We start from the raw sequence: 13,535 nt of genomic DNA on the forward strand, positions 1-13,535 counted from the left end.
TCACAGGGTCTCCCAGGAGGCGGCGAAGGCGTCGGCGGTGGTTGTGTCGTGGGTGGCCGGGGCCTGCCAGCTCTCGTAGTCCGCGGCCGTCACGGTCACGCCGGTGGCGCGCAGGGCGCGCAGCAGCTCGTAGCGGCGCCATTTGAAGTCCCAGATGTAGGGCTTGGAGGGCGCCCGGCCGGCGAGGCGGCTGATGTAGAGGTCGACTAGGGCCCGGCAGTCGTCGGGGGTGAGGCCGACGCCGTGGCGCAGTTCGCTGAAGACCGTCATGAGGGCTTGGCGGTTGCCGATCTCCAAAGTTCCGGCCCAGCTCAGCGGGGGGCAGGAGCGGGAGAAGTAATCGCAGAGGCCGGCGACGGAGTCGGGGCCGTACAGGCGGCCCCTGGTGCGCCGTACGCGGCGGGGCGCGGGCTCGGGTGGGGTCCAGGAGGTCTGAGGGGCTGGAGCGGAATCTGAAGCGTCCTGGAGGAGTTTCCGGGCACAGGCCGTGGCGTCGAATTCGGAGTCAGGGTCGATGTGGCGTCGAGCCATGTCGGTGTCTCCTGGTGGTGTGGCGTACCAGAAACTGCACGCGAACAGACGTTCGCGGGCAGCTAATAGAAACCGAAGGTTTCTATTTAGCAGTTCTCTTGCTGGAGCTAGAGCTGGTGCTTTTGCTTGAGCGCGTATGTGCACGCTCGATGCGTCAGTTGCTGCGTCACGTCAGTTACTCGCTCTCCGGCATGTGGTCCTCCAGTTCGCGGTTCGATTTGACGAGCATGCGGATTGCGCAGTCCACGAGCTGGTGGTGCGGCATCTGCTCCTGAGCCATACGGATGGGGCCGAAGACGCTGGCGATGGAGACGGCGCCGACGCGCACCTGTGTCTCGGTCTTGGCTCCGGGCCATGCGAGAATGCGCACAAGTCCGATGGTGCGCAGGTCACTTAGGGCTCGGGTGGCCGTGCGGAGGCAGACCTTCATTTCGTCCGCGAGATCCTGCTGAGTGATATAGGCGCAGGACCACCCGGTGAGTTCGTCGTACCGGCTGTCCCGATGAGTAACGAGATTTGTGTACGCGGTCCGAGCCCTTTCAGGAACTCGCGCGAGGATCTCGTCTACGGGAATTTCGAGGCTCATGTAAACTCCCGGTGGAATGTGTCGAATGGCGTGGCAGCCAGAAGTGCGGCCCCCGGCGGAATGCTGTCAATGTCCGTCGGGGGTCTTTCTTTGTCAGGCGGGAACCCGGCGCGTCTGCGCGTCCTTTGGGGGACGGCCTCGGCCGGCCGGCTCCCACTGCCCGGACTTCTCGTTGAAGATCTCCAGGCGTGTCTTTCGCGGCTTCGTGCCGTCTTCGGTGTCCGCGGGGATCTCCGGCTTGGGTGCGAGCACGGAGCGGGCACGGATCAGGTCCTGGCGCAGCTCGGCCGCGGAGTTGACCATCTGGCCGAAGACGACGTCGATGAAGCCTTCCGTGTCGATCAGGGCCTGGTTGACGGTGGCGGCCTCTTGGGCGGTGAGCGTGACGTCCGGGGCGTCGCTGACGACGGTGAGCGCCGTCTGTCCGTCGGCCTCGACCTCCAGGGCCGCTTCCTCCGGCGGCTCGTGGTCGGGCAGGTGCTGCCAGGTGACCTCCAGCAGCATGCGCGAGAGGTCGTGGACCGGGATACCCTCGCGCAGGGCTGCCGCCGCGGCGCCGGCGGCCACATCGTCGAACTTCCCCTCGGTCGACAGGACCAGGAGCATCGGGTTCTCGGCCTTGGCGAGCCGCTCCACCATGCCGTTGTCCGGGTCGGTGCAGTTGATGAGGATGTCTTCCTCGGGGTCGTCGACATTGCCGAGGATGTCGTCGGTGCGCTCGTTCATGGTCTCGTCGAAGAGCACCTTGTAGGGCAGCTCACAGCGGACGATCCATTCCCAGAACGCGTGCACCCCCGGGGAGGTGAGTGTCTCGCCGGCCGGGATGAGTGCGCTCAGTGCGTAGCGGTCGGACGGGGCGAAATAGCCTTCTGTGTCTTCGGAGCCGAGGGAGAAGTGGGCGTTGAGGGTGTCCACGACGAGGTTCCCTGCGACCTCGGCTTCCCCCAGAACCCCCAAGGTGACTGTCCGCAAAGCCATATTTACCTCACATGGGTTGATCGGGTGGGCGTCAGCGATAGTGCCCCTGATGGCCCGTCGGAAATAGATGCGACAGGGCAATTTCGTTTAAGACCACTCGCCTGGCTCAATTGGGGCCGCCAGGGTGAGACAGCGGCTCTGACCTCACGGTCCAGGCATTGGCATCCCCCGTCTGGCCCTGCCACGTGTCACGGTGGCAATTCGAGGTGACTCACTCGAACGGCTCAGGAGATGAAGCGTCCCCGCAATGGAGGCCGCCGCGAGGGGCAGCAGAAAATCCGGGTCGACCCAGCGCTCAAGCGCGAACGCGATGCCCAGAGCGGACAACGATTTCACGTAGGCAGCGACCATCTCGGGCACCGGCAGCAGAGAACACAGCGCCCCGATGATCGGGCGTACGAGGCATTCCCAGACGAAGAACGTGGCGAGCGCAAGGACGAGCAAGTGCATGGCGTATCCCGGGTCACGGAGCGCTCGCGTACACAAGGCGGTAGGAGGCGCCCACACCGATCTGCCGTTGAATGAGCTGATCCAGACGGTATTGGCTGACCCTTTTTCCGCGGTAATAGTGCGAGCGGGTATCCCCGGGGGTGCCCTCCCACATGTAGTCGGCGCTGGGCTGGTTGCCGTCGAAGTAGTCGCCGAGCTTGTCGGCCTGCTCGACGAGCAGTTGGTCGTAGCGGAATGTGAGCGGGCCGACGTTGGCGTAGGGGCCGTTCGTCACGAGGGACTGCCACACAGAGCCGGCGTACTGGACGACGGCGCCGGCCGTGTACGGGATGGACTGCGACCAGGTGGGTTCCGCGGTTGGCAACTGCGGTAGGAGGGTCCACACCGCGTCGTTGCTGTCCGGCGGCACGGCCGAGAACACCGTGGCGACGTCGTCGGCCGCATAACCGAGGTAGAGGCGAAGCGAGCCGCCGTAGGTGCTGGAGGTTTTGAACGTTACCGACAACCGGGACCAGGTGGTGTTTCCGGTCGGGTCGAAAATCGGCGAGGAAGTACCGCGGATGATGTTCGTGCCGTCGCCTGCGAACAGCGTGATGGGTACCGGGCAGGCTGTCGGCAGGACGTAGACGGACGCCGTGTAGACCGTGTCGGGTTTGAGCGAGTCGACGAGCGCCGGCTGTGTGACCTGGGAGATCACGCCGGTGCGCGGGGAGGTGCCGTTGACCAGAGTGGCCGTGGGAGCAGTGGTCATGCTGAACTGCGCGGCGTTGCCGATGATGCCGCCGCCCGTCACCAGCGTCAGGGTCGAGGAGAGCGACGCGTCCTTTTCCTGGCTCCAGCCCCAAAGGGAGTTCTGGAAGCTGGGGTTTTTGGCGTAGTTCACGCGGGTGGCGCGGAGCTTAATGATGAGCTGTCGCGGGGCCTGCCAGGCCCTGGCCGGTGAAGCGCCCGCGCTCTTGGTGGCGAGGGTCGACGGCACCCAGATGCGGTGCTCGTCCACGTAGAAGTGCACCGAGCTGGCACCGCCGGAGGTGACCCGGGGGACGACCGCGGCCCAGGCGGCGGTGCTGTCCATGGTCAGGGTCGCCGCGGCCTGCTGCCACTTGAAGCCCCCCGCCGTGGTGACCGAGCTACCCGCCACGAAGGTCCCGATCAGGTTGAAATTCGCGTCGTAGCGCAGCACGGCGCACTGGAGGGTCTGGCCGGCGGCCTCGGCCGCCACGGAGACCTGCGCCTGATAGGTGACGCCGGGCTCGACGCGCACGAGCGCGGTCTGGAGCGGGGCGAGCGTCAGCACGGCTGGCGCGGCGATGGGGGTGCCCAGCGGGACCCCGCCGCCGTTGGGGTTGTCCGGGGTGCCCTCGCCGGCAGTGAAGGTGCGGTATTTGACGTCGGCGTATGTCTGGCGCTTGGCCATCAGGTTCGGGTAGGTGCCGAACTGGGCCACCGCCTGATAGGAGTTGGTGGCCGGCGGGGACTGGTAGACGAATTTCCCGGAGAATTCGCCGCACGACGTGTACTCGTTGGTGCGGGTGAAGGTCATGTAGGCCGTCTCGCCGCCGCCACCGACCGGCGTGTACATCGTGCGGCCCTCGTACGAGGACTGCTCGATGCTGAAGAGGTTGCTGCCGAACTGTGAGGTGTCGGTGTCGATGCCGGGCGGCGTCTTCTCGAACTGCACGTAAGCGATCTGCTGCGTTTCGTTCAGCGCCATGGCGGAGGAGGTCACGCCGAGGCGTGCATAGTCGTACACGCCGTAGATCGCGCCGATGGGGCCCGGGGAGTAGTAGGAGTTGCGGGCCTGGACGGTGACGGACAGCCGTTTCCAGGTGTTCGTGGGGTCGGTGCCGCCCAGACGGATGGTGGCGGAGGTGGGGTGGCTGAAGGCAGGGTCGGAGTAGACCGACGGCCCGTACGCCACGACCGCGAAGTCCGTGAAGGCACCCGGCACATTGGAGTAGGTGATCGCGATGGTGCCGTTGCCGGTGCTGCGGCCGGCTGTCATGGACACGAGCGTGATGAGCCGCAGGGCGGGATTGAACTCGCCGGTGCTCGGCGACGTGCCGTCCAGCGTCAGGGGAATGGGGACGGTCACGGGCGCACCCTTTCCAGCAGGCCGTAGCCGACGGCAGTGTTGTTGCGGGTGTCGGAGACGTTCGCGAGCGTGCGCCAGCCCGACCAGCCGCGGGCCTCGACGAGGATGTCTCCGGACCTGTTGCGCACCCGCATGCGCTCGCCGTAGGAGATCGGCGTCCAGGTGGCAACGACCGAGACGTTGACCGCGGTGACATTGCCGCCGGAGACGGTGAGGGTGGTGTAGGTGAGCCGGTCGCGGGAGGCGAGCCAGTAGGCGGTGTTGAGGGTGAAACGAAAGACGATCCCGTGCTCCATCGTGGCGGCCGAGTTGTCAGGCAGCGACATGAACGTCACGTACGCCTGCTCGCCCTGCTGTCCGGTGGGCACAGTGGGGTAGACCCAGTCGCGCTGGAACCACAGGACCCGGCCTGCCTGGCGTTCCAGCGTGGCCGACGAGTTCCAGCCGGTGGGGTAGACCGTGCCGCGCGTGTTGGCCCAGGTGCCGCGGGTGTAGTTCCACGGGACAGGCACGCCGTGCTGGCCGGCCGTCGGCACGGTCCATCCGGCAGGCGCCCCGGTGCCCGTGGCCTGCGGGTAGGTGGGCGTGGTCTCGAACCGGTCGAACAGAAGCTGTGCGTCGCTTTGGACGTAGGCGATTCCGCCGTAACTTCCGGAAGAGTTATACCAGTTGATGAAGGGGCGGACGTCTTCGCCGGTCGCTGTCGAGGTGCGGTTGTGGTACAGGCTGAACGTATAACGCTGGATATTCAGGCCACACCAACGCCACCACAGATTGTCGGTGTTGTAGCCGCTGGGATAAATACCGAGGGACGGGCGGGCGGCCTCATACAGATGCCCGCTCCAGGAGATCCGATCGCCCTTTTTGTAGGAGCGCGTGGCCGACCAAGAGACGACTTTCGGGGTGTAGACGGAGTCGGTCAGGATGCGGCTGGTCTCGGGTGCCGTGTTGGCCTTGTACGCGGTGAAGCGCCACTTGTCCGGGTTGAGGTCGGGCTGCCGGCCGACGCTTTGAGCGACGGCGACGTACACGGGAGCGCTGGCCCAGCCGAGCGGATTCCAGGTGCATGCCTGCCCCGGGTAGTACGTGTTGGTGGCATCCCACGGGTTCGCACGCACGAGGCCCGACAGGAACACTTCGCGGGTGCCGGATGACGAAAGTGCCGTGTAGTTAAGGGAGTTGCCGGTGCCGGGACTGGAGGTGCCGACGGACGCGCCCTGGGGAGAGATCCACCAGTCCGGAGTGGTGGTGGCCGTGACGTCGGGGTCGATGGTGCCGCTCGGCAGTGACAGATTCCAACTGCCGTAGCCGCCGGTCAACGGGTTCCATTCGCTCTGGGTGTCCTTGAGCGTGTTCGCGGTGATGGCCTGCCAGTTGGCGGCGGACTGGGCGTTGCCGGTCGGCGGGATGTTCAGGTTGGTTCCGCTGCCCAGCAGGAGCAGGTAGGAGATGGTGATGTCGTAGCCCGTGGACAGGGCGTTTTTCCCTGTCGAGGTCAGGGTGAGGGTGTTGCCCGTGGCGGTGAGCGTGAAGGTGCCGACGGTCACGATGGGGATCTGCTGGCGGGTGGAGCTGTACAGGTCGACCGGCACCATGCCTCCGTCGACCCCGTTGACCGTGCCGTCGACAATGCCGCCGGCCGGGTCGGCGATCAGGACGGCCAGGACGGTGTAGGAGCCGGCGGCCGGCGCGGCGAAGGTGTACGTCATCGAGTCGCCGGAGGCAGCCCCGGTGACGCGGACATAGCCGGGGTAGGGGTCGGCGACCCGGTCGGGGTCCTTGACGATGGTGCCGGTACCGGTCCTCGTGGGGTTCGAGCCCGTGTAGGACAGGTACACCGAGTCCCGGCGGGGGGTGCCGATGGCGGCGTACAGAGTGCCGTTGTAGCCGACGATGTCCGAGTAGAGCTGGCTGCCAGCGGTGGTGTAGTAGACCTTGTCGCGCTGCCAGTCCGGGTAGGTGGGCGAGGCGAAGGCGGATTCGTCTAGGTCGTGCAGTTCGTTGTAGCCGATCAGGACGTCGGAGTCCCAGCCGGTCGCGGCCTTCACGAGAGCCTGGGTGGACTCGACGCTGCCGCGGTCGCGCTGAATGAGAGCAGCGTTGGCGACGTAGGTGCGGCGCAGCTCGGGCAGCGCGGGAAGCTGCTGGGCGATGCCCATCTCCTGCGCCAGGAGGTACAACTGCCGGTCGCTGCAACGGATTACGTCGTTGATGCGGAGCAGCTGGTCGTTCTCACATTTGATGATGTCGAAGTAGTAGCCGAAGATCCGGCAGAACTTGGCCAGTTGCTCGTTTACGGGGATGGCAGACGCGGTGCTTTCGACGACGTCGATTTTGTACGGGCGTGGGATCTGGTCGTACAGCAGCTCGCTGTGCTTGAAATCCCTGGCGGCCAGGCCCACGCAGCCGCCGCACCGGTACCACGCCTCGGTCATGCCGGTCAGCGACCAGGAGCCGGGGTTGGTGTCGGGCTGGAGTCCGGTGACGGTGGTGGTGGCCGCGTACACCTTGCTGCTGTAGGTGACGAGGTCTCCGGCGTAGTACGTGATCGTGGCGTCGTACGTGTCCGGTGCCGTGCTGACGAACACCGCGTAGTAGTAGACCTGGGCCGGGACGACCGTGTCGTCCAGGAACCGGTTCTCGGGGTCCCCGGTGCCGCCGCCTGCGCCGGCCGGGGCTTCGAAGATCACCCAGCCGTCGTCTTCCGTCTCCGGGACACCGTAGGAGTTACGAACCAGGCGCAGCCGGGTCCAGCTCTTGACTCCAGCGATGATCTGACTGGAGCCGGACTGAATCGGCGTACTCCACGAGACTTCCAGTGCACCGTAGCCGCGCTGCTCGGCGGACATGGTCGACTGGAAGGAAACGAAAAGGGGTGCGCCGTATAGGGTTTTCGCGTAGATGTCGAGTTCGTAGACGCCCATTCGCTACCTCACGTCAGGTTGCGTACGAACGACAGGGAAATGTTGCAGTTGGCATCCACGGTGTTGTCGACCGCGCCGTGCTGGCTCACCTGCACCTGAATCGGAACGCCTGCGTTCCATCGGCCCTGCCATGCCATGTTGATGCGGTGGCGAATCCACGTGCGGGTTTCCACCATGCTGTCCTGGCCCGCGACTTCATCGTTTCCGCGCATCAGCCGCACATGGAAGAAATGCAGGTCGTGCGAGTAACGCACCGTGGAATCGGCCCAGATGTTTACGGTGATGTCCCAGAATCCTGTCACCGGGGCGTAGATGTTCGAACCACCGTGGTACATGTGGTTCGGGTCGTAATCGGCTGCGCCCCATTTGAACGGAGTCCACGCGCCTTCGCCAGTCGGTACTTTGATGCCGGGGGCGCGGATGACAGCGGCAGGCGGCGGGGCCGGCTTCTGTCCGCCCTGGCCGGCCAGGAGCTGCGTCATCAGCGTCAGCCAGGTCATCTGCTGCTGCATGGACTTGAGTCGGTCGGCCACGGTGGAGTAGGTCTTGGCCGAGCCGAAGTTGCTCACCGGGGCGGGCGTCTTCACGGTCATCGTGCCGGTCTTCGGCGGCCATGCCGTGTTCCCGCTCGGCCACCAGCCCGACCACACATGCGGGTTGGCGCCCACCGTGCGCTCGACGGCCGCCATTTCGTTTTGGAGGTCGTTGACGTGGGCGGCCCAGATCGTGTCGACGTTGTCGGTTTTCGGTGTGAAGCTCCGCACCGACATGGGGTAGACAGCGGGCATGGCGCGGGCTCCTATACTCCGCCGCTGGCGGTGATAACGATGCTGCCGACGATCGGGATTTCTTGGTCACGGCATACGACGTCGGCTGTGCCGCTCTGCGTCAGGTCGGAGCGGGCCATCATCTGAATGACCGCCCAGTCGACTCCCGGGACGTCCTGAATCGCCTTGTAGATACGGGAGATGGAAATCCGCGAGCCGAAGGTCGTCTCGGGCGGAGTGAAGACCTGCTGAATGGCCTGCTGCACGGCGAGCTTGACGGTGTCGCGCCGGTAGCGGGCCTGGACGGAAATAAGGACGGGCAGTGTGCTGGAGCCGACGTTGACCGGCACCAGGGTGCCGTTGACGACGTTGACGACCACGCCGGAAAGGGAGCGTGCCTGTACGTACTGAGCGACGGTGTCCCGCTGCCCCTCCGAGGGGAGGATGTTGTTCGGGCCGATGATGAAGATGGTCACGGCGCTGGCGGAGCGGACCACGGCTCGGGCGTCTGCGACACCGGCGACGGTGAGAGCGAGGTCGGCGTAATCCTGGGCGCTGACCGCGCGGCCCTGGGCCCGGAAGACTCGCGGGGCGTTGATGCGGATCTGGTCGATGGTCTCCTGGTCGGCGCCGCCCGCCATCGGGGAGGACCCGGCGACCACCACACCAGGGACGGACTCGGCCAGGTCGACGATCGACGACTGGGGCACATTGCCGTAGGAGCCGCCCCCGGTCCGGTACGCGGCGGTGATCTTCAGGCCGGTGGCCGGGACAGCGCCATTGACACCGTCGCCGAACGTGATCTGCGTGACGCCCTGGTCGTCGGTGACCGCCGTGAAGATCAGGTCGGAGGACTGCGCCAGGAGGAAGTCATCGACCGCGGTCCACTCGGTGCCGCCCACCCCGTCGTCGATGAAGATTCTTACGGTGTCGAGCAGCACCGGGCTCTGGGCCAGGCTGAAGGTCTGCGACTTGGTGCCGTCGCTGGCACCGACGTCCTCGACGCGCACGGTGGTGGCCGGCTGGCCGGACGTGGAGGCGTACAGGGCCAGCGAGCGGCTGCCTTGGGTGGCGCCCTCGGCGACCAGAGCGACGATCTGGGGGACGGGGGTGGTGTAGGCCGGCACGATGACGTCCGTGGTCGTCTCGTACGTGATGGGCCTATCCAGGGCCGGGATGTAGGCGGTGATGACCTGCGTGCCGGCCGGCAGGGTCACCGGTGAGGTCAGGCCGGGGGCGGGGCTGAAGGCGACTTGGCCGGTGGCGGGGATCGCGGGGTGAGGCTGGTAGCCGAGCTGCTGCGCGATGGCCACGACGCTGGAGCGCTGGGTGGCCGTGGTCAGAAAGCTCTCGTCCTGAATGCGGTCCTGGTAGAAGGAGATGATGTCACCCATATAGGCGAACAACTCCACCATGACGACGCCGAAGTCTGCCGGAGAGCGGGACGTCCATTCGGGAAGAATCTGCTGCGCGTACGCGAGGAGGGAATCGCGGTAGCCCGTGAAGTCACGCGACGTGTAGTCGATATTCGCTACCGACCCGCTGTCGACTGCCACTGCACACACTTCCTCTCGGTCCCCGCCAGCGGGATCGAGTCATAAATGTGTGCCGGCCGATATTGGGATTCTACGGTTTATGGCGACACTCCGTTAATGGCCTACCCGCCGGTGGCCACGACCGTGCCGCCCACGAGGACGCCGACGGTGCGTACCGTGTCTTGCTCGGCTCCGGGAGTGTCGTTGCGGGATACCTGGACGTTGACGTTGACGGTGCCCAGCTCGTTGTCCACATCGGCGACGACCGCGTTGACCACGGCCGACTTCTCGAACTGGGCGACCGCATCGAGCACGGCCCGCTCAAGCTGGGCGTGCGCGGCCTCGGCGTTCACCGCGAACAGGGCGGCCGACGTCGGGACTCCGTAGGTCGCGCGCATGACGCGCTCGCCCGGCAGGGTGCCGACCAGGGCGTGGACGCGGTCCAGGAGCTGCTCGCGCTGGTCGGTGGTGGAGGCCACTGCCCCGGTGTGGTCGATCTCGAACGGAGTGCGGATGGCCACACTGGCTGAGGTGTCGGCGGGCCCCGTGGCGGAGATGACCGGCGGAACCTCTTCCTCATCGACGCTGAGCGGGACCTGGGCGGCGGCCCGCTTGACGGCGTCACCGAAGGCGAAGAACGGCGTCAGCCGGTTGGCGGGGTTGTTCACGCTGGCCTGCGACAGGTCACCGCTGGCGTAGAAGCTCTCGCGTAGGGACCGCGTGAGGTCGAGCTGGACGCCGGCGTTGATCCGGGTCTTGTTGACGATGTTCCGCGGGTCACTGCCCTCGAACCGCAGGGGCGGGGTGTCGCAGACGAAGCCGGCCGTCGTCAGCTCCTGGGTGAGCAGGGACACGAGGACGTCGTCGAGGCCGGAGATGTAGACGACCTCCTCGCTCTCTCGCTGGTCCTCCACTCCGCGGAAGCTGATGGCACGGGAGCTGTTGCCCACGTTGACCTGACAGAACGGCTCGTCGAACGTGACCGCGGGCAAGGCGAGGGTGTCGGCCGTCAGGTCGGAGAGGCCCTCGAAGCAGTAGTAGGCGCCGGTCGTGTCCGCGCAGTACGTCGCGAGCTGAGAGGTGGGCGGCTCGATGGCCCCGCCGTGAATGGCGATGTAGACCAGGTAGTCGCCAACGCCGTAGCGGTTTTTGATGTCGTAGTCGATGCCGAGGGTTTTCGACGCTGCCAGAGTCCGGAAATAGGGATAGGTCGTCACGGCTGCTCCTCAGACGATGCGGGCACGGATGCCAGTCAGCGACATGTCGTAGGGGGACGCAGCCCCGATGGGAAACAGCGCCTGGAGGTCACCGCTGGGCTGCATGGTGATCCGGGCGGCGGGGGTGTCGTGCAACCCGATGGGATAAACCACGATCCACTTGTTGTCGAAAGAAGCAGACTGGCTGGAGTCGTCGGTGCGGTATAGAGCCGTCACGGTGTAGGTGGACCCGGGCGTCAGGCCGGTCACGGTGCGCGAGTTCGAGAAGGAGCCGTTGTCCTGGCCCTGGTTTTCGGCGGAGCGGTTGTCGTCACCGTCGGCGAGGATCGTGGACCCGGAGGTGACTTTGCAGCTCATCAGGCAGCGAGCCGTGGTGTTGCCCGCCTGTGCGAAGCAGCCAAAGACGATGACGACCTGACCACTGCCCGGCGAGACGAAGGTGAAGGACGGGCCGTTGGAGTCGGTCACGTAGGTGGTGCTGGTGGTGGTGGTCGTCGTCCGGTATTCGCCGTAGGCGATTTTTGCGTTGTAGGCGCTGCGGTAGACCGTGGCGGTGGTGGCCCGGTAGGTCTCAAGGGGCCGGGCTCCGTCCGGGAGGCTGGCGAATTTCACGGTGGAGCCGAGGCTGATGGCAGTGGACGTTTCCACCGACCCCGCCAGCTCGACCATGCCGTCCTCGGTGGTGCGGTAGACCGGGGTGCCGGCGGAGGACACGGTCCAGCCCGGCTCCAGCGGCAGCGGCGTCCAAGGCGCCACCGTTTCCGTATTCCGGGGCCAGTAGACCGGGTAATTCATGTCGCCGCCCTCAAAAGCGACAGTGACTTTGTCTCCCGGTGCCACGGTCCCGTAGGAAACGGGCTCGGCCCAGCCGGACACTGCTGTGCCGGTGATCTGCGGGACACGCACCCGCACGCGGCGACGGTTCTGCGGGTCGTTGGTGGCGACGACCAGACCGGCGTACACACCAAACAGGGCGGTCATGACGAGCCTCCCGTATAGGCAGCCCGCCAGCGGCCGGAGACCAGCACGGTCGGTGCGGGCTTTCGTGGCCTGTCCAGCACCCCCAGGTCGAGTTTCCGCGCGTCGTTACGGCCGACCGTGAGGGTGGTGTCGTACTGGCTCTTTTGCGGATAGAGCTGGTTGATGCACATCCTGTGGACAGCCGAGCGGACCATCCACAGGCCCTCGTTCGCATCGCCGATTCCCGCACCGCGCAGCTCGACCAGGGCGCCGGGCCGCAGCCGGGGGTCGCCGTTGGTCACGGCGCGGGCCTCCACCCACAGCCAGTCCGCCTCGGCGCCGAGCAGCCGCTGGGACTGGGCGTAAGAGCCCGCCGGCCGGATGCTGTACTGCTGAGTCAGCAGCGGGTCGACGCTCTGGCCCTGAACCGTGGTGCGGTCCTGGGTGTAGGTGCTGTGAGTCAGAATGTCCGAGGTCCGGTTGTAGGCCGTGGTCTCGAAACGTGCGCGGAGCCCACCGGCCGGGTCGGTGTCGCCCACCACCGCGCTGAATTCCCGCAGGGAGTCGATGAACCCGGGGGATTTGCGTTGCCAGAAAACGGGCCATGTCCCGTCAGGAGCCTGCATCACGGTGCGCCGGTCGGTGAACCAGAGCGAGGTGTTGTCGCAGTAGAGCCGATAGCCGATGCGGTCGGCCAGGTCGACCAAGTACTGCCAGTCGCTGCTTGCCTGCGTGCTCTGTTCGAAGACGTGCGTCACGGCGTCCACGCGCGGCTGGAGGTTGTAGTCCTGGGCGATCTGGCGGGCCGCGGCCGAGGCGGTCGTGCCGCTCCAGGTGCGATTGCGTCGTGTCTGCATCGGCATGCTGGCCCCGGTCAGGGTGTACACCACCGGGATCTGCACGGCGTGCCCGAACTTGGGGTCGCTCTCGTTGGCCACGACACGGGAGGAGGCCACGTACCCGTACCAGTCCGCGGAGTCGTCCGCGTACCAGCCATATTGGAGATGGACGGGGGTGTTCTCCGGCCAGACCGACCCGGCCGGCGTCCGCCACTGCTGGGCCGGGAACGCCGGGTTGTAGGTGTGCATCACGGTCAGCTCGACGACCTGGTGCGCACCCTCGGCCTGGTACACCGACACCTCGGAGAGCCAGGCCCCCTTCTCCAGCGTGGGGAGCTTGGCGTACAGGTGGGGGCGGTAGATCTTACGCCAGGCCACGGGGCACCATGATTTGCTGGCCGGCCGGCACCTGGGTCCAGTCGAGAATGGTCGGGTTGGCTTCGGCGTACATCCACCAGGACGATTCGCTGCCGTAGTACCGCGCGGCGATGTCGTCGACCCGCTCATCCGCACGCCAGCGGTAATCCGTCACGCGGAGACTCTGGTCTGTGGGGGCGCGGTGCAGGATGGCGAGCTGAAGATTCCCGTTACGGTCGGTAACCAGGGCCGTCTCATTGCGCTGGTACCGCGAGGTGATATCGATGGCCACGATG

The 13,535-nt window shown here is 66.3% G+C and carries 12 protein-coding genes; all 12 read right to left on the bottom strand.

Annotation, left to right across the window (positions count from 1 at the left end; genetic code table 11):
* A complete protein-coding gene (locus DMB38_RS36195; protein ID WP_164716049.1) occupies positions 1–531 on the bottom strand; it encodes a hypothetical protein in 531 nt (176 codons plus the stop codon).
* Positions 532–706: 175 nt separating this feature from the next.
* Positions 707–1,117 (bottom strand): hypothetical protein, encoded by a 411-nt coding sequence (locus tag DMB38_RS20150; RefSeq protein WP_125936354.1) that lies wholly within the window; start codon positions 1,115–1,117, stop codon positions 707–709.
* Between the two features lie 93 nt (positions 1,118–1,210).
* The gene (locus DMB38_RS20155; protein WP_125936355.1) at positions 1,211–2,032 is read right to left on the bottom strand and encodes a hypothetical protein; all 822 of its coding nucleotides are present in this window, start codon (positions 2,030–2,032) and stop codon (positions 1,211–1,213) included.
* 207 nt (positions 2,033–2,239) lie between these two features.
* Entirely contained in the window at positions 2,240–2,545 is a 306-nt protein-coding gene (locus DMB38_RS20160; protein WP_125936356.1) for a hypothetical protein, read from the bottom strand.
* 13 nt (positions 2,546–2,558) lie between these two features.
* Positions 2,559–4,640: a hypothetical protein gene (locus DMB38_RS20165; protein WP_125936357.1), complete on the bottom strand. Its 2,082-nt coding sequence runs from the start codon at positions 4,638–4,640 to the stop codon at positions 2,559–2,561.
* Positions 4,637–7,564, bottom strand: a complete 2,928-nt coding sequence (locus DMB38_RS20170; protein WP_125936358.1) for a hypothetical protein — start codon at positions 7,562–7,564, stop codon at positions 4,637–4,639. Before DMB38_RS20170 ends, DMB38_RS20165 begins: the two co-directional genes overlap by 4 nt.
* A gap of 8 nt (positions 7,565–7,572) precedes the next feature.
* Entirely contained in the window at positions 7,573–8,352 is a 780-nt protein-coding gene (locus tag DMB38_RS20175; RefSeq protein WP_125936359.1) for a hypothetical protein, read from the bottom strand.
* 11 nt (positions 8,353–8,363) lie between these two features.
* Entirely contained in the window at positions 8,364–9,887 is a 1,524-nt protein-coding gene (locus DMB38_RS20180) for a baseplate J/gp47 family protein (protein ID WP_125936360.1), read from the bottom strand.
* Between the two features lie 101 nt (positions 9,888–9,988).
* Complete coding sequence (locus DMB38_RS20185) at positions 9,989–11,083, bottom strand: poly-gamma-glutamate hydrolase family protein (RefSeq protein WP_125936361.1); 1,095 nt, start codon at positions 11,081–11,083, stop codon at positions 9,989–9,991.
* A 9-nt stretch (positions 11,084–11,092) separates the two neighbouring features.
* Positions 11,093–12,064 carry a phage baseplate assembly protein V gene (locus DMB38_RS20190; protein WP_125936362.1) on the bottom strand — a complete coding sequence of 324 codons (972 nt, stop codon included), beginning with the start codon at positions 12,062–12,064 and terminating at the stop codon, positions 11,093–11,095.
* Positions 12,061–13,260, bottom strand: coding sequence for a phage late control D family protein (locus DMB38_RS20195; protein WP_125936363.1), 1,200 nt, complete (start codon positions 13,258–13,260; stop codon positions 12,061–12,063). Before DMB38_RS20195 ends, DMB38_RS20190 begins: the two co-directional genes overlap by 4 nt.
* Positions 13,247–13,531 carry a hypothetical protein gene (locus tag DMB38_RS20200; protein ID WP_125936364.1) on the bottom strand — a complete coding sequence of 95 codons (285 nt, stop codon included), beginning with the start codon at positions 13,529–13,531 and terminating at the stop codon, positions 13,247–13,249. The genes DMB38_RS20195 and DMB38_RS20200 overlap by 14 nt, the downstream gene beginning before the upstream one ends.
* Positions 13,532–13,535: the final 4 nt, after the last annotated feature.

This window comes from Streptomyces sp. WAC 06738, from assembly GCF_003945505.1.
In the GTDB taxonomy this organism is placed as follows: Bacteria; Actinomycetota; Actinomycetes; order Streptomycetales; family Streptomycetaceae; genus Streptomyces.

Bases quoted from the DNA above. Each gene is read 5' to 3' on its own strand.
- DMB38_RS36195 (WP_164716049.1), bottom strand. From the start codon at position 531: ATGGCTCGACGCCACATCGACCCTGACTCCGAATTCGACGCCACGGCC.
- DMB38_RS20150 (WP_125936354.1), bottom strand. From the start codon at position 1,117: ATGAGCCTCGAAATTCCCGTAGACGAGATCCTCGCGCGAGTTCCTGAA.
- DMB38_RS20160 (WP_125936356.1), bottom strand. From the start codon at position 2,545: ATGCACTTGCTCGTCCTTGCGCTCGCCACGTTCTTCGTCTGGGAATGC.
- DMB38_RS20170 (WP_125936358.1), bottom strand. From the start codon at position 7,564: ATGGGCGTCTACGAACTCGACATCTACGCGAAAACCCTATACGGCGCA.
- DMB38_RS20175 (WP_125936359.1), bottom strand. From the start codon at position 8,352: ATGCCCGCTGTCTACCCCATGTCGGTGCGGAGCTTCACACCGAAAACC.
- DMB38_RS20190 (WP_125936362.1), bottom strand. From the start codon at position 12,064: ATGACCGCCCTGTTTGGTGTGTACGCCGGTCTGGTCGTCGCCACCAAC.